This window comes from Streptococcus sp. FSL E2-3494 (genome assembly GCF_038007085.1).
Classification (GTDB): Bacteria; Bacillota; Bacilli; order Lactobacillales; family Streptococcaceae; genus Streptococcus; species Streptococcus thermophilus.
The window spans coordinates 117,848-136,494 of record NZ_JBBOWN010000002.1 but is presented as its reverse complement, the minus strand read 5'-3'; the positions used below and the strand labels follow the sequence as shown (position 1 = coordinate 136,494).

Here is an 18,647-nt window from a genome sequence, read left to right as displayed (position 1 = left end):
TCTAACACAAGATGTTGTGTTTTTCAAGTTGACTCCTCCCAGTTAATAATTACTTATCTAGCTCTTTTTCTTTACTTACAAAAGTGATAAAATAAAGGTTAATTAAAAGAAGCGAAGGAAGAAATCATGGCTAAAGATAAAAATGTAACAGGAGAAGAAATTTTAGACGTTTGCTCGGCCTATATGTCAGCAGATGATTTGAAATTAGTCGAAAAGGCCTGGCATTATGCGACGGATGCTCATAGTGAGCAATTTCGTCAGTCAGGAGAACCTTATATAATCCACCCTATTCAAGTGGCAGGTATTTTGGCAGATCTCCATCTTGATGCAGTAACAGTGGCCTGTGGTTTCTTGCATGATGTCGTTGAAGACACGGAAAAGACGCTAGATGATTTAGAAGCGGATTTTGGTACGGATGTACGCAATATTGTAGACGGTGTTACCAAGCTTGGTAAGGTTGAATATAAGTCTCACGAGGAGCAGTTGGCTGAAAATCACCGTAAGATGCTTATGGCCATGTCTAAGGATATCCGAGTAATCTTGGTTAAGCTGGCAGACCGTGTGCACAATATGCGTACTCTCAAGCATCTTCGTAAGGATAAGCAGGAGCGCATTTCTCGTGAAACGATGGAAATTTACGCTCCTTTGGCCCACCGTTTGGGTATCAGCCGTATCAAATGGGAATTGGAAGACACGGCTTTCCGTTACCTTAACGAGGTAGAATTTTATAAGATTTCCCACATGATGAAGGAAAAACGCCGCGAGCGTGAGGCACTTGTGGACGAGATTGTCGATAAAATTAAGACCTATACAGCTGAACAAGGGCTTGTCGGTGATGTTTATGGCCGTCCAAAACACATCTACTCTATTTTTCGTAAGATGCGTGACAAGAAGAAACGCTTTGATCAGATTTATGATTTGATTGCTATTCGTTGTGTCATGGAGACGCATAGTGACGTTTATGCTATGTTGGGATACATCCACGAGCTCTGGCGTCCTATGCCTGGACGTTTCAAAGACTATATTGCCAATCCTAAATCCAATGGTTATCAGTCTATCCATACGACGGTTTATGGTCCTAAAGGGCCTATTGAAATCCAAATCCGTACTAAGGAGATGCACCAAGTTGCCGAATACGGGGTTGCAGCTCACTGGGCTTACAAGAAAGGTATCAAGGGCAAGGTCGATTCGAAAGAGTCTGCTTTGGGAATGAATTGGATTAAAGATCTTGTGGAACTCCAAGATGCCTCAAACGGGGATGCTAAGGGATTTGTTGACTCTGTAAAAGAGGATATCTTCTCAGAGCGAATTTATGTCTTTACACCAAAAGGTGATGTTCAGGAATTGCCTAAAGATTCAGGTCCTATTGACTTTGCCTATGCCATCCATACCCAAGTCGGCGAGAAAGCCACAGGTGCCAAGGTTAATGGTCGTATGGTGCCTCTGACTGCCAAACTCAAGACGGGTGATGTGGTTGAGATTATTACCAATGCTAATTCCTTTGGTCCTAGTCGTGACTGGATTAAGATGGTCAAAACGACTAAGGCCAGAAATAAAATTCGTCAATTCTTTAAGAATCAAGACAAGGAAGCTTCAATCACCAAGGGTCGTGAGCTTTTGATAGCCTATTTCCAAGAGCATGGCTATATTGCCAACAAGTACCTAGACAAGAAACATATAGAGGAGATCCTTCCTCGTATGAGTGTGCGTAGTGAGGAAGCTCTCTATGCTGCTGTTGGTTTTGGTGAAATTAGTGCCGCTGCGGTTTTCAATCGTCTGACAGAAAAAGAACGCCGTGAGGAAGAGCGTGCTAAGGCAAAAGCTGAAGCTGAAGAACTAATGAATGGTGGCGAAGTCAAGACTGAGAAGAAAGATGTTCTCAAGGTTAAAAGTGAAAATGGAGTTATCATTCAAGGTGCCTCAGGTCTCCTTATGCGTATCGCTAAGTGTTGTAACCCAGTACCTGGAGATGAGATTGAAGGTTATATCACTAAGGGACGTGGAATAGCTATTCATCGCTCAGATTGTAATAATATCAAGAATCAAGAAGGTTATGAGCAACGTTTAATTGAAGTTGAGTGGGATGAACGCAATACCAATAAATCTTACTTAGCTGAGATTGATATCTATGGCCTAAATCGTTCGGGTCTTTTGAACGATGTTCTTCAAATCTTGTCAAATACAACCAAGAGCATTGCTTCGGTTAATGCACAACCAACTAAGGATATGAAGTTTGCCAATATTCACGTTAGCTTTGAAATTGCTAACCTTATTGAATTGACTGGCCTTGTGGATAAGATTAAAATTATTCCAGATGTTTATAGTGTTAAACGTACTAATGGTTAAGGAGTTTCTGCTATGAAGATTGTGATTCAGCGCGTGCAAAGTGCTTCTGTAGCTATTGAGGATAGTACGGTCGGTACTATTAAGCAAGGGCTTTTGCTCTTGGTTGGAGTTGGCCCAGAAGACACTAAAGAGGATCTTGACTATGCGGTTCGTAAGATTATCAATATGCGCATTTTTTCAGATGAAAATGGCAAGATGAATCTCTCTGTTAAGGATATTGGTGGTCAGATTTTATCGATTTCTCAGTTTACGCTTTTTGCAGATACGAAAAAAGGGAATCGACCGGCATTTACGGGAGCTGCAAAGCCTGACATGGCCAGCCAGTTCTATGACGATTTCAACCAATCCTTGTCAAGTCATGTTCCTGTAGAAAGAGGACGCTTTGGTGCAGATATGCAGGTTAGTCTGGTCAATGATGGCCCTGTTACTGTCATCTTGGATACTAAAAATAGATAAACAAATCATTTCTCACTTTGCATGGGAGATGTTTTTTATCCTCATCAAATTTAGGATTTTAGGAGCTGAAATGTCATCATTTACTGTTTATTTTTATCATTCTAGATAGAATTAGATAACTGGATATCTAATTTCTGAAAAAAACTGACTATTCAAGATGAAAAAATTACCGTTTATGAGGATTTCCGGAAATTCCCTTGTTTTACAAAAAATAACTCGAGTTTACAGCATGCAAATACAAATAGTAATAATTTGAAACGCTGAGGTGATTTAAACTTTTTTAGAGGGATAGGTAGATATGTTAAAGAAAGTAGCGTCAACTAAATTATTATCAGGCTTGTTTGTAGCCGGTGGTATCCTAGGGATGATTCAAGCTGCCAAGGCAGGTAACGTGGTCAATTCAGAAGTAATAAAACCAGTTATTAGTTATTCCAGGTCGTATGCAGATTGCCTACGGTGATTTGAAAGCACGTATTGATATGGTACGCAACAAAACTGAATCACTTATCGTTGGTGCTTACATGGAAGAATCAGGGATTGACTATACTGTTCTTGCTGGAAAAGCAACTAACAGTGTTGGTAAAAATGTTTTTGCGAGCAAGCCATTACAAGCCGACGCGGCTTTTCTGGTAGATGCGACAGTAGTTGCAGCTGGTGGTTATCACATGTCCATTGCAGCTCTTAACGTCTTTCAAAGTTGCCTATTACCAAACTCCATACCTTAGTGTAGCTAAGTATACTATTCGTAAGCTTTACAACTACCAACAGTTTATCACTGCTTATGAAAATCTTCTCCGTAGTGAGGGTGTGACTAACAGCAATCGGTCTGTATCTACTAAGAATGTTACTGGTGAAATCCTTTCTAAGGATGCTCTAGGTGTGACAGGTGATAAAGTTTGGATATTTGTCAAGTCTGGGAAAGGCTTATCAACAGTTCAAATGATTAACATGATCGGCATCAATGCGAGCTGCATAATGAAGAGGGGGATGTGGACAATAAAACACCATATGCTCAAGAAAATCTCACAGTTCGTCTTAGCCTATCAGGGAAAGCAGCTCAAGAGGCTGTTAAAATTGCAGATCAACTCTATGTGACGTCACCAGATGATTGGGCAACTTCGATTATGAGAAAGGCACAAGCAAGGCTTGAAACAGATGAAAATGATTAACCGGTACTTGTCATTTGAGTTCCTAAACTAACTCTTTGGAACATGCTTTAGTATACAAAGATTCAGAGGCTACAACAGATGTAAAACCATCTATGGAATCTCCTAAATTAGATGAGACATTTAAAGCATCACCATTAGTTGATGAGCTAGTAAATTCAGTAGCTGCTCCGGTAGGCAATAGCTGTATCAGAGATCTTGCATGCTAAGAAAGGTGATAACTCAGCGTCTAATACGGATCAAGGTTCAGTAGTATCAGATTCAATCAATATTTTAATTTCGGAGGCCGCAAGTATATCTGTTTCAGTCTCCTTGTCAGAAGTGTCAGAAAGTACAACAGCATCATTAGAAACGTCAACTTCAGAATCAGAAGTAGTTGAAGAACCAGCAGTTTATTTGACAGAATCAGAGAGCTAGGCAAGCACTTCAAATGAAATGATCTTTGAAGGAGTACCAGAAAACATCAATAGTTGGAATCGTCTTTCTGAAACTCCACGGGTCTCAGAATTTTTACCAAGTACTTTTAAAACAGTCACAGAAGTAGCATCACTCTTTAGTAATTATGAAAGATATTCAGAAACAGCTAGCTCGGAATCTCACTCTATGGTAGTAGCTACTTCGGAGGTTTCTATCGAAAAATTAGCAGTACCTATCTTGAAGGATACGGAGGGTGGCTTGTATGATGCAACAACAATCAGAAATATTGTTGAGATGATTGACAGCATCACAATGGATGTCAGTTATATGTGTAGCAGTCGTCAAGACCTTGTCAATACACCTTCGTCAGAGAACACCTAGAATGGTAGTTAAGATCTTAACCTTGCCAGTAAGATAAAGATGCAAGCAGATGATAAAAGATCAACTAAAAATCTTAAGGCTACATTGATAAAACAGCAAAATCTCATAAGTGGGGAGAACGTGTTGTTGCTATACTTAAAGCTATAGTCCTAGCAGAGGTGACAGTTCTTCGTAATTTCTTGATGTCAAAAAAGAATAAATAATAGGTAAAACTCTTTGTATGAACAAGGAGTTTTCTTTTGATAGATTGCTATTTTTCTGAAAATTGTGATACAATAGAAATAGTTTGAATTTTGTGTCAAAGGAGAGCCAATGATTACTGCAAATGATATCGTAAAGGCTAACGAAGTCTTAAAAAACGTGGTGGAGCGTACCCCACTAGATTTTGATCGCTACTTATCTGAAAAATATGGAGCGACTATTTATATTAAAAAAGAAAATATGCAAAAGGTACGTTCCTTTAAATTACGTGGTGCCTACTATGCGATCCATCAGTTAAGTGATGAAGACAAGGAACATGGTGTGGTCTGTGCATCAGCCGGAAACCATGCCCAAGGTGTTGCTTATACTTGTAATGAAATGAAGATTCCTGCAACTATCTTTATGCCAGTAACAACTCCTCTCCAAAAAATTGGTCAAGTACGTTTCTTTGGTGGCAAGTTTGTAACAATTAAATTGGTTGGAGATACCTTTGATGAATCTGCTAAAGCGGCACAAGAGTATAAGAAGTCGGAAGGGATGACTTTCATTGATCCATTCGATGATTATAATGTCCAAGCGGGTCAAGGAACTGTTGCTTATGAAATTTATGAGCAAGCTCAAGAGGAAGGTGTTTCCTTTGATAGTATCTTAGTGCCGGTAGGTGGGGGTGGACTCATCTCTGGTGTGGCTACCTATATCAAGGATGTGGCACCCTCTATAGAGGTTGTAGGTGTTGAGGCTAGTGGTGCTCGTAGTATGCGTGCAGCCTTTGACCATGGTTATCCTGTAAAACTTGAAAAGATTGATAAGTTTGCAGATGGGATTGCTGTCCAAAAGGTAGGTGCAAAAACTTACGAAGTTGCTCGTAAATATGTAGATCGTCTCTTGGGAGTTGATGAAGGATTAATCTCAGAAACCTTAATTGATATGTACTCGAAGGTTGGTACTATCGCAGAACCTGCAGGGGCAGCATCAGTTGCGGCACTTGAAGTGATTAAAGATGAAATTAAAGGAAAAACTATCGTTTGCATCATTTCAGGCGGTAATAATGATATTAACCGTATGCCAGAGATGGAAGAACGTGCCCTTATCTATGATGGAATCAAGCACTATTTTGTGGTTAATTTCCCACAACGTCCAGGAGCCCTTCGTGAGTTTGTAAATGATATCTTAGGGCCAAATGATGACATTACTCGTTTTGAGTACATCAAACGTGCCAATAAAGGGAAAGGTCCAGTTCTCATTGGTATAGCTCTTAGTGATAAGAATGATTATGATGGCCTTCTTGAGCGTCTTTCTGAATTTGATCCAAGTTACATTAATCTTAACGGAAATGAAACACTTTACAATATGCTTGTCTGAGGACGGGTTAATATAATGAAAAAAGAACTGATATTAGTCAGTTCTTTTCTATGTGTAAACTAACGATGAAATACTTTGAAGAATCCATCATAATCTAGAAAGACTTAAGGAGGATCATTTCTTCAATCTAAATCCCCAGTATCTCTACTGAGGATTCTCATTATTCGATAATCAAGAGTCCATCCTTGATAGTAAATGGATTGTCTTTATTGATACGGTCGTAGAACATGATACCGTTAGTATGGTCGATTTCATGTTGAACAACGATTGAGTCGTAACCACGGAGTTTAATACGTTTCTTTTCACCCTCTTTGTTGAAGTATTCAATAGTAACACGAGCATGGCGAACGACATATCCAGGAACGTCGCGATCGACTGAAAGGCATCCTTCACCGTTACCTAGAGCAGCCTCCTGAACAGAATGGGCAACTACTTTAGGATTATACATGATTTCTTGAAGGCTATAAGCTTCTTTAGGTGGATTCCCCTTAGCGTCTTCAGGATTTGGAACGAGAACAGCAATAATGCGTTTTGAAATATCTAATTGTGGTGCTGCAAGACCAACACCTCCTCGAAGTCCCATTTTTTCAGCGATAACAGGGTCCTGTGAATTACGAAGAAACTGCATCATTTTTTCACCAAGGATAATATCTTCATCTGAAAGTGGTAGGGTTACGTCTTCAGCGACAGCACGCAAGGTTGGGTTGCCTTCGCGTATGATATCGTTCATATCAATCATGTGGCTGGCGCGAATAATTTTGGTTTGAGCATCCATTTGTATACCTCTATTTTATTTGATTTACTTGTTTACTTGTTTATAACTATAGCACAAAAGGGTTGAAAGTTAAACCATCAAGGGCTAAAATAGCGTTTTTTTAATCGATGAAAGCCAAGGTTTCCAAGCTATCTCTCTGTAAAATGCGATAGGTTTTAAAAGCTTTCTTCTCAATGATTCCTTGGTCGATAAATTGTTTGATGACTCGCTGTACATGTCGATAGCTAGTCCCAAAACTAGAAGATAAAATGGATGGTGATAACTGAAAGATATCTTGTTCCTCAATATTCAAAATATGAGTAGCTAGACGCTCTTTGACAAAGTAGCTGGCATTCGTTGAGGCAGTAATGCCCTGTCTATGCAGAGCCATTGCTAGGTTACGCCCAATATGATAGAGAAAAATAGGGTCTTTGAGGAGTGCCTCTTTATTATTTAATGGGAGCTGGACTGTTTGAACTTCTTCTAAAGCAATGACTGAAGAACCCGCTAATTGATTGGTCATGAGTTCAACGTCTCCCAGTAGCTGTGGTTGTTGAGGCATTTCTAGGATGTGTTCTTTACCATTGGATAGGGAGCGAACAATTTTTACTCTACCTGATAAAATGTAGGTTAACTCAGTGATATCCTGTCCCTGAGTGCAAATGTAATTGCCTTTTTGAAAGGTGACTTTCTGTAATTGGCTGAGATAGGGGGCTGAGAAGACTTGTTCAAGTTGAGGGTGAATAGTGTGGTGACGCATACATCTCCTTTTTAGGACTTAGGTCCTATTTTTTTAGCTCTTCTTAGATTATAATGAAAAAATAACTATCAGACAAGTAAAGAAAGGATGCTCTTATCCCTATATTATGATTATGACAAAGATTTTAGAAAAAATGAGCCTACTCGGGCTATCTTTGCTTTTGATTTCGGCCTTCTCGATTTCAACCGCTCTACCACCTATGTTGGACTACTATAGTCCAACATATAATGCTTCTCAAGTCGAGCTTTTGGTGTCTGTCCCCTCTTTTTCCGTAGTGGCTATGCTCTTACTTAATCCTTTTGTTGACAAATGGTTAAATGACAGGCAATTGATTATGACAGGTTTAATTTTACTAAGTAGTGCTGGAATTTTTCCTTTCTTTGTACAATGGTATCCACTTGTTTTACTGTCTCGTCTTGTTTTTGGAATGGGTATCGGTTTCATCAATGCCAAGGCTATTTCTATCATTAGTCAGCGTTACCAGGGCAAAGAGAGGATTCAGATGCTTGGAATTAGAGGTTCCGTGGAATTGATTGGTGGGGCATCGTGTTCCCTTTTGGTTGGACAATTACTGAAAATTCATTGGACACTTGCTTTTCTTATCTACGGTTTTGGTTTTATCATCCTAGCCATGTACCTTCTCTTTGTACCACCGATGGAGCAGATAGAGAAGAAAGAGATACAAAAAAGTAAACAAGGTTTGAATAAAAAAGATTTTGCTATGATTTTAGGCATGGCCCTCTTGTCAGGTTTTGTGATTTGCATTAATTCATCGATTAGTTTGCGCGTGCCTCTTTTTCAAGTTGATGGTAAGACCATTGTAGGTGGGGAATCAGCTCTGGTACTTAGTTTGGAGCAGGGAATTGGAATTGCAGCTGGACTTAGCTTTGCTTCATTGCTAGCTCACATTAAGAACCGTCTCTTGCCGATGGCCCTGCTTTGCCTATCTATCTGTCTATTTGGAATAGCTCTGGCTAACAACTTGCTGACATTGATTTTGTCTTCTGTTGGTGTTGGTTTCTTTTACAGTATTATTTTGACCTTTATCTTTCATCGTCTTTCTGAATGTATTGCTAGAAATTTGCTGAATAAGGCGACGGCTTATGTTCTCTTAGGATGCAACCTAGGCTCAGCCGTATCCCCTTATGTTTTGAAATTGCTGGCACTGGTCTCTTCAAGTTTTAGTTGGATTTTCCTAGCTTATGCTATAGTTAGTTTTCTACTTTTCTTAGGCTTCCTTCTGAATTCAAGAATGGTCAAAAAACCCTAAGTTAGAAAGTCTCAAACAGTGAATTTGACGATTGACAAAGATTAGTAGATAAGCTAGAATAGAGAGGTCGTAAAGACAAACCAACTCTTTCTTGGTTTTAGGAGAGCCAATCCTAAGACTCGGATGGAGCAAAAAAAGGAGAAAAAACATGGCAATCTCAAAAGAGAAAAAAAATGAAATCATTGCACAATACGCACGTCACGAAGGTGACACTGGTTCAGTAGAGGTTCAAGTTGCTGTCCTTACTTGGGAAATCAACCACCTTAACGACCATATCAAACAACACAAAAAAGACCACGCTACTTACCGTGGTTTGATGAAAAAAATCGGTCACCGTCGTAACTTGTTGGCATACCTTCGTCGCAAAGACGTTAACCGTTACCGTGAGTTGATCAGCTCACTTGGACTTCGTCGTTAATTCAAGATAGCTTTGTATCTTGAATGAACGAAATTGAAACTGCTCCATGATGGAGCAGTTTTTATTTTTGATTAGGATTTTAGCCCAAGTTCAAAACAGCTAGCTGGATTCAGAAAGCTATTATTTTGTCTTTTATTCCGAACCTATAAGACGTCCTCGTTTAATTTTTTTGTATTCATCTAAAAAAGTGCCCTAACGGAACCTCCAGATTTAAGTTCTGGAGGCTTTTCTATGTTAAAATTTTTTTGATTAATGTTTGAAACTGAGGGAGTTGATGAATTGCAGTCCCGACAAGGAGACCTAACATATTTAAGACGATATCTCCTAAATCAAATATTCCAAGATGTCCAAAGTATTGGATGGATTCGACGGAGAAAAGGGCGATGAGACAGAGTAGGAGATTACTCATTCGGGAAGAAAAGAGGAGTCCTAGGGGGATGAACATTAATAGGTTCATGATGGGAACAAAGTGGCTGCCCCAGTGTAGTTCCTGAGCGAAGGAAAGAGGATTAAGGGATATCCCTTGGATGCCGATGTTTTTCAAGAAAAGTAGGTAAAAGAGAGAAAGAAAATAAATGAAGTAAAGTAGGAGAAGTGTTTGTTTTTTTATTTTCCTAGTGAGAAGGAGTTTCAAAAAAGCGTAGACGAAGTACCCTAATAAAATAATAATGACTAGGTTTAGGAAAACTTGGAAGTAGGGACCGTAATGGGCGATATAATGAACATATTGTTCCAGATGTCCTCTGTAAAACCAGTAAGACAAGCCAAGTGAGATGATTCTTAGTAGGATGTTACTCAATACTTTTTCCACTTTTCCCTTCCTTTTGCATATGATGAGTACACATTATATCAAAAAAATGTTTAAAGAAAGTTAAGAAACTGTAACGAAGATTTTATAGAATAGGTGGGTAGGGCAAAATCAAAGGCTAAAAAGGGACTTTGAAACAGCAATTCTACTTTTGACTAACAATTTTTGTAAGCAGGCTATGAAACCTTATAAAATAATTAAATTTTAAAAATTAGAAGATAATATCCTGCCTTAATACTGTTAAAATATTAGGTAGTGTAAAATAAGTTGTGTAAACACAAAAAGGAATAAATCCGTTATAGTAGAGTTGCAAAACATTACTAGAAAGAGATTTATTCCTATGACTCAGTTTACCACAGAACTACTTAACTTCCTAGCCCAAAAGCAAGATATTGATGAATTTTTCCGTACTTCTCTTGAAACAGCTATGAATGATCTGCTTCAAGCAGAGTTATCAGCCTTTTTAGGGTATGAACCTTACGATAAATTAGGCTATAATTCTGGGAATAGTCGTAACGGAAGCTATGCACGGAAATTCGAAACCAAATATGGGACTGTTCAGTTGAGTATTCCTAGAGATCGTAATGGGAACTTTAGTCCAGCTTTGCTTCCCGCTTATGGACGTCGAGATGACCACTTGGAAGAGATGGTTATCAAACTCTATCAAACCGGTGTAACGACTCGAGAAATTAGTGATATCATCGAGCGAATGTATGGTCATCACTATAGTCCTGCCACAATTTCTAATATCTCAAAAGCAACTCAGGAGAATGTCGCTACTTTTCATGAGCGAAGCTTAGAAGCCAATTACTCTGTTTTATTTCTTGACGGAACCTATCTTCCCTTAAGACGTGGAACCGTTAGTAAAGAATGTATTCATATCGCACTTGGCATTACACCAGAAGGACAGAAGGCTGTTCTTGGATATGAAATCGCTCCAAATGAAAACAATGCTTCTTGGTCCACCCTGTTAGACAAGCTTCAAAACCAAGGAATCCAACAGGTTTCTCTTGTAGTGACCGATGGCTTCAAGGGGCTTGAAGAGATTATCAATCAGGCTTACCCATTAGCTAAACAACAACGTTGCTTAATTCATATTAGTCGAAATCTAGCTAGTAAAGTGAAACGAGCAGATAGAGCGGTTATTCTGGAGCAATTTAAAACGATTTATCGTGCTGAAAATTTAGAAATGGCAGTGCAAATTTTAGAGAACGTTATCGCCGAATGGAAACCAAAGTATAGGAAAGTCATGGAAAGTCTGGAGAATACGGATAATCTTTTAACTTTTTATCAGTTTCCCTACCAGATTTGGCATAGCATTTATTCGACAAACCTCATTGAGTCTCTTAACAAAGAAATCAAACGTCAAACGAAAAAGAAGGTTCTTTTTCCTAACGAGGAGGCTCTGGAACGTTATTTAGTTACCCTGTTTGAAGATTATAATTTCAAGCAAAATCAACGCATCCATAAAGGGTTTGGCCAATGTGCTGACACACTTGAAAGCTTATTTGATTAACATTCTTCAACTCTACTTGAGTGTTTACACATAATTATTGACAGTATCAAATATTATTGTATAGTAGTGATTTTTAATAAAAAAAGTAGTTCGTCTTATGAATAAAAAGGTTTTGGCGACAGCTGGAATTGCAGCACTTGCAGTTTCTGCTTCAGTTGCTAAAGCTGATGAGGTAACGACAAATGATCAAGTCTTAACAACAGCATCAGTATTATAGACAGCTACACAAGCTATCCCAACTCAATCACAAGTAGAAACGGCTAGGGAACAAGCAAATGCTGCAAGTCAATCGGTATCGCATCAAGAGTTAGTAGTCGCTGATCACGAAGAGACTATCAATCATGCTAAAGCAAACTTAGCGACTGCAGATGCTAACTTGCAAAAGGCACAAACAGCAGCCGATGAAGCAAGTCTAGAAGCTATTGCTGTAGCTCAAGGTCAAGTATCCATCGCTGAAAATGAAGCTAACGAAACTAAGACAGCAGTAGCGACCGCTCAATCAGCAGAAAAAACTGCCAAAGATGTAGCAGACAAATTTATAATGTAGATGGTAAAGTTGTCGCTCTCACAACACAAGAAAAAGCCACTCAAACAAACGCTGAAAAACAAGTACCTGTTCAAGAAGTATACAGCTTGCCAGAAACAGGTGAGGTAACTGTAGTAGGACTTGCCTTTTTAGGTCTTTTTATGACACTATTGGCCTTTCTTGGTTTTGTTGACAGACGTACACGTCGTAACTAAGCAAATAGAGACAAAAAACGGCAGTTGCCGTTTCTTATATCAGAGAATCTAAAAAAGTTAAGGCCGAAACCTTAACTTTTTCGTTTTTAACCCAAGAAACGTTTGAGGAATTCCTTGGTACGTTCTTCTTTAGGATTTTCAAAGATTTGTTCTGGGCTACCTTGTTCAGCGATTACCCCTTTATCCATGAAGATGACACGGTCTGAAACATCGCGTGCAAACTCCATTTCATGGGTAACGATAATCATGGTCAACCCGGTTCCAGATAGCTCCTGCATGGTCTTGAGTACTTCCCCTACCATTTCTGGGTCAAGGGCTGAAGTTGGCTCGTCAAAGAGGATGGCTTCTGGGTCAACAGAGAGGGCACGAGCAATCGCCACACGTTGTTTTTGGCCCCCTGAAAGTTGTTTTGGTTTAGCTTTCCAGTATTGTTCCCCCATACCAACTTTCTCTAAGTTAGCTTTGGCGATACTCTCGGCTTCTTTACGGTCACGTTTGAGAACAGTTGTTTGAGCTACGATAGCATTTTCCAAGACATTAAGGTTTTCAAAGAGGTTGAAGGATTGGAACACCATACCGAGTCTCTCACGATAGGTAGTGAGATCATAACCTTTTTCAAGGACGTTATCCCCATGATAGAGGATTTCACCACCTGAAGGTGATTCGAGTAGGTTAATAGAGCGAAGGAAGGTTGATTTCCCTGAACCTGAAGAACCAATAATTGAGATAACCTCCCCTTTTTTGACACTGAGGGAGATATCTTTGAGAACTTCGTTTTTTCCGTATGATTTTTTGAGGTTTTTGATTTCTAAAATCGTCTCAGTCATTAGTGAACCCCTCCTCCTTGTGTGTAAGTATCTTGATCCAAACGGCGTTCTACATAACGCAAGATGCGAGTTACTGTGAAAGTAAGAACAAAGTAGATTGCTGCAATAACAAAGAATGTTTGGAAGTATTGGTAAGTTTGGGTTGCAACAGTGTTACCTGCGAAGTAAAGTTCCACGACAGAGATAACATTCAACACAGAGGTATCTTTAATATTAATGACGAACTCATTACCAGTGGCTGGCAAGATGTTACGGATAACCTGTGGAAGAACAATCTTGCGCATGGTTTGACCGTGGGTAAAACCAAGAGCAGTAGCAGCTTCGAATTGCCCCTTATCAACAGCGAAGATACCACCACGAACAATTTCACTCATGTAGGCTCCGGTGTTAATAGAAACAATGAATATAGCTGCCAGTGTACGGTCAATATTGATGCCAAAAGCTTGGGCAGTACCGTAATAGATAACCATAGATTGTACAATCATTGGTGTACCACGGAAAACTTCGATATAAACGTTAAGAAACCAACCGAAGATTTTTTGGAGCAAGGCTACAAATTTATTAGCAGCCTTAGGAGCTGTACGGTAAACACCAATCATAAGACCGATAAAAGTTCCGACAACAGTACCGATAATGGAGATAAGAAGTGTCATTGCTGTACCACGCAAGAATTGTGGCCAGTTTTTAGCAATAATAGTAGTCACTTGGCTAAAGAAGTTTCCTTTTTTAGCTTCATCAGTCTTATCTGCAGGTTGAATGTCAATGATGTGATCCATCAGTTTGACACGCTTTTCTTGGCTGATACCAGCAAGAACCTTATTGACTTGTTCCATTTGCTGGTTGTCTCCTTTACGAAGACCGACAGCCAAGGAAACATCATCGTCTGATACCTGGAAGCCGCCATCTTTAAGTGAAATCATCTTATATTTTGAGCTAGCCTTTTCAGCAGTGCGTGCTTCTGGTCGCTCTGAGACATAACCATCGATGATACCAGATGCAAGGGCTTGCCGCATCGCACCGAAGTCCCCCATGGCAGTTTGTTTGTTCACATTTGGAATCTGATCAATCAAGTTGTAGAGGTAAACTCCTTGTTGAGCTGTGATTTTAGCATTCTTGAAATCCTTGACGCTCTTAGCCTTGGCGTAATTGCCATCAGAGCTAACAACTATAACAGGTTCACTACGGTAGTAGCTATCTGAAAAGTCAATTTCTTGACGACGTTCAGCTGTTGGACTCATACCTGCGATAATCATATCAATCTTGCCAGAAGTGAGGGCAGGAATCAAACCTGTCCAAGCTGTTTTGACCACCAAGGGTTTCTTACCTTGGGCTTCAGCGATTTTTTTAGCGATTTGCACGTCATAACCGTTGGCATACTGTTTAGTACCTTCTATTGGAATGGCTCCGTTTGAGTTATCATCCTGTGTCCAGTTGAAAGGTGCATAGGCAGCTTCCATACCAACACGGAGATACTCGTCTGCTTGAGCGCTTGATACTCCGCCAAAAACGAGGAGGAGAGCCGCAAAGCAGGCTACAATAATTTTTTTCATTGAAACAATGTCTCCTATAAAAATGTCATTCCTTACTATTTTACAGGAAATTGAGACTGATGACAATAAGGTGATGCTAGAAAAAACTGTATATCAGGATTGTCTTTAAATACAGTTGCTAATTTGATATAATGGGGAGTATGATTTGGAGTCTTATTCACTATTGATGTGATAAGTCTAACATTTAAAAACGGAGATAATAATGCAAACGGCACAGTATATTATTGAATTACTAAAGGCAGTCTTTCTTGGGATTGTCGAAGGGATAACTGAGTGGTTACCCATCTCATCAACAGGTCATTTGATCTTGGTTAATGAATTCTTGAACTTAAGACAAAGTAAAGATTTCATTGATATGTTTAATATCGTTATCCAGCTTGGGGCTATTTTAGCAGTTATGGTCATTTACTTTAAACGTTTGAATCCCTTTCAACCTGGTAAAACAGCACGTGAAGTGCAGTTGACTTGGCAACTTTGGCTCAAGGTGGTCATTGCTTGTATTCCCTCAGCCTTCTTTGGTCTTCTTTTAGATGATTGGATGGAGGCCCACCTCAGTAATTTCTTTGTAGTAGCTATCATGTTGGTGGTCTACGGGATTGCCTTTATTTGGATTGAGGACCGCAATCGACGTGTAGAGCCTAAGGTAACGGACTTGGCACGTATGTCTTACAAGACCGCTTTCTATATTGGTCTTTTCCAAGTCTTGAGTATCATTCCAGGGACTAGTCGTTCAGGTGCTACTATTCTTGGGGGAATCATCGTTGGTACTAGTCGTAGCGTAGCAGCTGACTTTACCTTCTTCCTTGCTATTCCAACGATGTTTGGTTATAGTGGGCTTAAGGCAGTTAAGTATTTTATTGATGGGAACACCTTGACTGGTGGACAAGCGGCCATTCTATTGGTAGCTAGTGTGACAGCCTTTCTTGTCAGCCTATTTGTGATTCGCTTCTTGATGAACTATATTAAGAAACACGATTTCACTGTTTTTGGAAAATACCGTATCGTACTCGGTATCATTGTGCTTTTCTATGGAGCTGTCAAACTTATTTTTGGATAAAAAATTGAAAGGATTTCGATTGAAGTCCTTTTTATCTGGTTTAGAGATTAGTTATTGAGAAGTTTTCCAAAGATAAGATAAGCTAGTGTCTAAAGAACTAGTCCGCAAGTTAGGAAACCGGAAAGGATTTTCAATAAGTCTACAATCATTATGCAAGGGATGCCATCCGGAAAAACAGAGGATTGGAAGGATGGTAACATACAAGATCGAGAAGTGGAGGAGTGATTGTTGTCTGAATGTCAAATGATTATCGTCGTAAATGGGTGCAGTTGCCAGTATAGTGGCAAGGATTAATCCTGTAAGAAAGGTAGATTTGTTTACTTGATAAGGTTTTCCTGACAAGTAGAGAAAGAGCGTCAAAAAACTCGTTATTCTTACAGTATTGCTAGTTCGAAGTCATCCTTTTTTATAGGCAGTCATGGTTGTTACCTACAACTATATATCCACTTTTATTTTACTCTTTTCTAGGATAGCTGACAGCTATAAATAGGAAAATTCAAGTCTTTGCTAGTATTAGAGAATTTTAAAAAAAGCTTCCTAAAATAAGATCTAAACTTGTTCAGAAATTGATATCTCTTTGTTTTTCTAGTATAATGAAATAACTACTCGTGCGAGGTTTTTACATATGGAAATGAAACAAATAAGCGAGACAACTCTAAAAATCATGATTACCATGGAAGATCTTGAAGAACATGGTATGGAGCTGAAAGATTTCTTGATTCCCCAGGAAAAAACAGAGGAATTTTTCTATACTGTCATGGATGAGTTGGACTTGCCTGATAACTTTAAAAATAGTGGGATGTTGAGCTTCCGTGTCACGCCACGAAAGGATCGTGTGGATGTTTTTGTGACTAAATCAGATCTTAAGGAAGACCTTGATTTCAATGATTTGTCAGATATGGAAGACTATTCAGGACTTTCTCCAGAAGAATTCCTCAAAGCTCTTGAAGATAACTTTATGGATAAGGGAGATATTGAAGCCCACCATAAGCTCGAAGAGCATGATAAGACCTTGAAAGAGGTTGATGAGACTATGACAGAGCCGGCTAAGGAAGTGGCTGAGGAAACTATTCGTGAAGATTATACTCACTATGTCTTGGCTTTCTCTGACTTTGATCAAGTAGTGACCTTTGCGCAAGGTTTGAAGAATGTGTCAGTGGAGGGTTCTGAATTTTATAAACTTGGTGATGTCTACTATATGACTATCCTTCTTTACTTGGCTGATGAGCCCGATTATTACGCGAACAATATGTATGCGCGTTTTCTTGAATATGCGAATGTGGCAGACCGAACACGTCCCTATCTACAAGAGCATGCAACAATCTTGATGGAAGAGGACGCCTTACCGGTATTACAAGCAACGAAATGGAGCTAGGACATGCCTTGGACCATTAATTATATTTTTGTCTTGATTGGGACCTTTTTGATTGCCATTGTGGGAACCCCACTGGTTCGCTCTTTGGCCTTTCGAGTCGGAGCAGTTGATAATCCAAATGCAAGACGTATCAATAAAAAGCCAATGCCGAGTGCTGGTGGTCTAGCTATTTTCTTGGCTTTTGTACTGGCGACCTTGGTATTTATGCCTATGATTATTCAGAAGGATGTCTGGCATATTTCTTATTTTAGATACATCCTACCGGTTGCTGTGGGTGGTGCTATTGTGGTATTGACAGGTTTCATTGATGATATCTTTGAATTAAAACCTTTGCCTAAGATGCTCGGTATTGTTATCGGGGCTGTCATTGTTTGGGCTTTTACGGATTTTCGATTTGATAGCTTTAAGATACCTTTTGGCGGTCCCGTGATTCAGTTTGGTCCAGTCTTGACCTTGATTCTAACAGTGTTGTGGATTGCTGCTATCACCAATGCCATTAATCTGATTGATGGTTTGGATGGATTGGTTGGAGGAGTTTCTATCATTTCCCTGATGACCATGGGGGTGATTTCTTATTTCTTCCTCTATGATACTGATATTTTCTTGAACTTGACCATCTTTGTCTTAGTGGCTGCCATTATAGGCTTTTTCCCTTACAATTATCATCCAGCGATTATCTATCTAGGTGATACAGGGGCGCTCTTTATTGGCTTTATGATAGGTGTCTTGTCATTGCAAGGGCTGAAAAATGCGACAGCAGTAGCTATTTTGTCGCCTGTTATTATCCTGGGGGTGCCTATTACTGATACGGTGGTGGCTATTGTCCGCCGTAAGTTGTCAGGGCGCCCAGCCATGGAGGCTGACAAGATGCACTTGCATCATCGCCTTTTAGCTATGGGGTTCACTCATCGAGGAGCAGTTCTGGTGGTTTATGCCATCGCTACTCTCTTTTCATTGATTGCCCTCTTGTTGAATGTTTCCAGTCGTCTTGGTGGTATCCTTCTGCTCTTGAGTCTACTTTTAGGGATGGAAATTCTGATTGAAGGGCTCGAGATTTGGGGCATTGGTCGAACACCTCTCTTTAACTTCCTGAAATTTATCGGGAACAGTAATTATCGTCAAGCAATCATGTTGAAATGGAAGCAAGGTCGAAAAAAATAAACATTTGAAAAGCCAAGCAATGGCTTTTTTGTTATAATGATTCTAATTAAGGAAAATGGAAGTTCTCTTTTTATTTTCCGG

22 protein-coding genes and 1 pseudogene are annotated in these 18,647 nt (G+C 39.5%); 17 read left to right on the top strand and 6 right to left on the bottom strand.

Annotated elements, in window-relative coordinates; genetic code table 11:
• The first annotated feature begins 126 nt into the window (after positions 1-126).
• The 9 genes and pseudogenes from NST05_RS09055 (at position 127) to ilvA (ending at position 6,329) form a co-directional block, all read left to right on the top strand.
• On the top strand, positions 127-2,346 hold the full coding sequence (locus tag NST05_RS09055) for a RelA/SpoT family protein (RefSeq protein ID WP_084828440.1): 2,220 nt from the start codon (positions 127-129) through the stop codon (positions 2,344-2,346).
• A gap of 12 nt (positions 2,347-2,358) precedes the next feature.
• Positions 2,359-2,802 carry a D-aminoacyl-tRNA deacylase gene (gene dtd / locus NST05_RS09050; protein ID WP_084828441.1) on the top strand — a complete coding sequence of 148 codons (444 nt, stop codon included), beginning with the start codon at positions 2,359-2,361 and terminating at the stop codon, positions 2,800-2,802.
• Positions 2,803-3,100: 298 nt separating this feature from the next.
• A complete protein-coding gene (locus tag NST05_RS09045; protein ID WP_232992630.1) occupies positions 3,101-3,262 on the top strand; it encodes a hypothetical protein in 162 nt (53 codons plus the stop codon).
• Positions 3,243-3,527, top strand: a complete 285-nt coding sequence (locus tag NST05_RS09040; RefSeq protein ID WP_065972829.1) for a glycoside hydrolase family 66 protein — start codon at positions 3,243-3,245, stop codon at positions 3,525-3,527. The genes NST05_RS09045 and NST05_RS09040 overlap by 20 nt, the downstream gene beginning before the upstream one ends.
• Positions 3,457-3,705, top strand: a pseudogene (locus NST05_RS09035) (glycoside hydrolase family 66 protein); the annotation flags it as partial. The gene NST05_RS09040 and the pseudogene NST05_RS09035, both read left to right, overlap by 71 nt.
• An 86-nt stretch (positions 3,706-3,791) precedes the next feature.
• Positions 3,792-3,971: a hypothetical protein gene (locus NST05_RS09030; RefSeq protein WP_223899617.1), complete on the top strand. Its 180-nt coding sequence runs from the start codon at positions 3,792-3,794 to the stop codon at positions 3,969-3,971.
• A gap of 195 nt (positions 3,972-4,166) precedes the next feature.
• The gene (locus NST05_RS09025) at positions 4,167-4,385 is read left to right on the top strand and encodes a hypothetical protein (protein ID WP_223899612.1); all 219 of its coding nucleotides are present in this window, start codon (positions 4,167-4,169) and stop codon (positions 4,383-4,385) included.
• An 18-nt stretch (positions 4,386-4,403) separates the two neighbouring features.
• Positions 4,404-4,766: a hypothetical protein gene (locus NST05_RS09020; RefSeq protein ID WP_232693754.1), complete on the top strand. Its 363-nt coding sequence runs from the start codon at positions 4,404-4,406 to the stop codon at positions 4,764-4,766.
• A gap of 312 nt (positions 4,767-5,078) precedes the next feature.
• Complete coding sequence (ilvA, locus tag NST05_RS09015; RefSeq protein ID WP_084828442.1) at positions 5,079-6,329, top strand: threonine ammonia-lyase IlvA; 1,251 nt, start codon at positions 5,079-5,081, stop codon at positions 6,327-6,329.
• A 160-nt stretch (positions 6,330-6,489) separates the two neighbouring features.
• Here the strand turns inward: ilvA and def are convergent, their stop codons facing one another.
• Positions 6,490-7,104 carry a peptide deformylase gene (gene def, locus NST05_RS09010; protein WP_011225356.1) on the bottom strand — a complete coding sequence of 205 codons (615 nt, stop codon included), beginning with the start codon at positions 7,102-7,104 and terminating at the stop codon, positions 6,490-6,492.
• A gap of 100 nt (positions 7,105-7,204) precedes the next feature.
• A complete protein-coding gene (locus tag NST05_RS09005; protein ID WP_011680661.1) occupies positions 7,205-7,843 on the bottom strand; it encodes a cyclic nucleotide-binding domain-containing protein in 639 nt (212 codons plus the stop codon).
• Positions 7,844-7,949: 106 nt separating this feature from the next.
• Here NST05_RS09005 and NST05_RS09000 point away from each other — a divergent pair, with 106 nt between their 5' ends.
• Both NST05_RS09000 and rpsO read left to right on the top strand, forming a co-directional pair.
• Positions 7,950-9,113 (top strand): MFS transporter, encoded by a 1,164-nt coding sequence (locus NST05_RS09000; RefSeq protein WP_011680662.1) that lies wholly within the window; start codon positions 7,950-7,952, stop codon positions 9,111-9,113.
• 148 nt (positions 9,114-9,261) lie between these two features.
• The gene (gene rpsO / locus NST05_RS08995; protein WP_002949247.1) at positions 9,262-9,531 is read left to right on the top strand and encodes a 30S ribosomal protein S15; all 270 of its coding nucleotides are present in this window, start codon (positions 9,262-9,264) and stop codon (positions 9,529-9,531) included.
• A 229-nt stretch (positions 9,532-9,760) separates the two neighbouring features.
• Here rpsO and NST05_RS08990 read toward each other — a convergent pair whose 3' ends face one another.
• Positions 9,761-10,342: a VanZ family protein gene (locus tag NST05_RS08990; protein ID WP_011225359.1), complete on the bottom strand. Its 582-nt coding sequence runs from the start codon at positions 10,340-10,342 to the stop codon at positions 9,761-9,763.
• Between the two features lie 337 nt (positions 10,343-10,679).
• On the opposite strand from NST05_RS08990, the gene NST05_RS08985 reads away from it, so the two are divergent.
• The 3 genes from NST05_RS08985 (at position 10,680) to NST05_RS08975 (ending at position 12,596) form a co-directional block, all read left to right on the top strand.
• Positions 10,680-11,855 carry an IS256-like element IS1191 family transposase gene (locus NST05_RS08985; RefSeq protein WP_014622044.1) on the top strand — a complete coding sequence of 392 codons (1,176 nt, stop codon included), beginning with the start codon at positions 10,680-10,682 and terminating at the stop codon, positions 11,853-11,855.
• A 376-nt stretch (positions 11,856-12,231) separates the two neighbouring features.
• Positions 12,232-12,402, top strand: a complete 171-nt coding sequence (locus NST05_RS08980; protein WP_167740656.1) for a hypothetical protein — start codon at positions 12,232-12,234, stop codon at positions 12,400-12,402.
• An 86-nt stretch (positions 12,403-12,488) separates the two neighbouring features.
• A complete protein-coding gene (locus tag NST05_RS08975) occupies positions 12,489-12,596 on the top strand; it encodes an LPXTG cell wall anchor domain-containing protein (protein ID WP_081247985.1) in 108 nt (35 codons plus the stop codon).
• Between the two features lie 86 nt (positions 12,597-12,682).
• Here NST05_RS08975 and NST05_RS08970 read toward each other — a convergent pair whose 3' ends face one another.
• Complete coding sequence (locus NST05_RS08970; protein ID WP_002949253.1) at positions 12,683-13,423, bottom strand: amino acid ABC transporter ATP-binding protein; 741 nt, start codon at positions 13,421-13,423, stop codon at positions 12,683-12,685.
• Positions 13,423-14,973, bottom strand: a complete 1,551-nt coding sequence (locus tag NST05_RS08965) for an ABC transporter substrate-binding protein/permease (RefSeq protein WP_011680665.1) — start codon at positions 14,971-14,973, stop codon at positions 13,423-13,425. Before NST05_RS08965 ends, NST05_RS08970 begins: the two co-directional genes overlap by 1 nt.
• A 202-nt stretch (positions 14,974-15,175) precedes the next feature.
• Between NST05_RS08965 and NST05_RS08960 the strand changes: the two genes are divergently transcribed.
• A complete protein-coding gene (locus NST05_RS08960; RefSeq protein ID WP_011680666.1) occupies positions 15,176-16,030 on the top strand; it encodes an undecaprenyl-diphosphate phosphatase in 855 nt (284 codons plus the stop codon).
• Between the two features lie 51 nt (positions 16,031-16,081).
• On the opposite strand, the gene NST05_RS08955 is transcribed toward NST05_RS08960, so the two are convergent.
• Positions 16,082-16,372, bottom strand: a complete 291-nt coding sequence (locus tag NST05_RS08955; protein ID WP_223899616.1) for a DUF3021 family protein — start codon at positions 16,370-16,372, stop codon at positions 16,082-16,084.
• 283 nt (positions 16,373-16,655) lie between these two features.
• Here NST05_RS08955 and mecA point away from each other — a divergent pair, with 283 nt between their 5' ends.
• Complete coding sequence (gene mecA / locus NST05_RS08950; protein WP_011680667.1) at positions 16,656-17,405, top strand: adaptor protein MecA; 750 nt, start codon at positions 16,656-16,658, stop codon at positions 17,403-17,405.
• A gap of 3 nt (positions 17,406-17,408) precedes the next feature.
• Positions 17,409-18,566: a glycosyltransferase family 4 protein gene (locus tag NST05_RS08945; protein WP_014621088.1), complete on the top strand. Its 1,158-nt coding sequence runs from the start codon at positions 17,409-17,411 to the stop codon at positions 18,564-18,566.
• Positions 18,567-18,647: the final 81 nt, after the last annotated feature.

Coding starts and splice junctions, on each gene's coding strand:
- NST05_RS09055 (WP_084828440.1), top strand. CDS start 127: ATGGCTAAAGATAAAAATGTAACAGGAGAAGAAATTTTAGACGTTTGC.
- dtd (WP_084828441.1), top strand. CDS start 2,359: ATGAAGATTGTGATTCAGCGCGTGCAAAGTGCTTCTGTAGCTATTGAG.
- NST05_RS09045 (WP_232992630.1), top strand. CDS start 3,101: ATGTTAAAGAAAGTAGCGTCAACTAAATTATTATCAGGCTTGTTTGTA.
- NST05_RS09040 (WP_065972829.1), top strand. CDS start 3,243: ATGCAGATTGCCTACGGTGATTTGAAAGCACGTATTGATATGGTACGC.
- NST05_RS09020 (WP_232693754.1), top strand. CDS start 4,404: ATGATCTTTGAAGGAGTACCAGAAAACATCAATAGTTGGAATCGTCTT.
- ilvA (WP_084828442.1), top strand. CDS start 5,079: ATGATTACTGCAAATGATATCGTAAAGGCTAACGAAGTCTTAAAAAAC.
- def (WP_011225356.1), bottom strand. CDS start 7,104: ATGGATGCTCAAACCAAAATTATTCGCGCCAGCCACATGATTGATATG.
- NST05_RS09005 (WP_011680661.1), bottom strand. CDS start 7,843: ATGCGTCACCACACTATTCACCCTCAACTTGAACAAGTCTTCTCAGCC.
- NST05_RS09000 (WP_011680662.1), top strand. CDS start 7,950: ATGATTATGACAAAGATTTTAGAAAAAATGAGCCTACTCGGGCTATCT.
- rpsO (WP_002949247.1), top strand. CDS start 9,262: ATGGCAATCTCAAAAGAGAAAAAAAATGAAATCATTGCACAATACGCA.
- NST05_RS08985 (WP_014622044.1), top strand. CDS start 10,680: ATGACTCAGTTTACCACAGAACTACTTAACTTCCTAGCCCAAAAGCAA.
- NST05_RS08970 (WP_002949253.1), bottom strand. CDS start 13,423: ATGACTGAGACGATTTTAGAAATCAAAAACCTCAAAAAATCATACGGA.
- NST05_RS08965 (WP_011680665.1), bottom strand. CDS start 14,973: ATGAAAAAAATTATTGTAGCCTGCTTTGCGGCTCTCCTCCTCGTTTTT.
- NST05_RS08960 (WP_011680666.1), top strand. CDS start 15,176: ATGCAAACGGCACAGTATATTATTGAATTACTAAAGGCAGTCTTTCTT.
- mecA (WP_011680667.1), top strand. CDS start 16,656: ATGGAAATGAAACAAATAAGCGAGACAACTCTAAAAATCATGATTACC.
- NST05_RS08945 (WP_014621088.1), top strand. CDS start 17,409: ATGCCTTGGACCATTAATTATATTTTTGTCTTGATTGGGACCTTTTTG.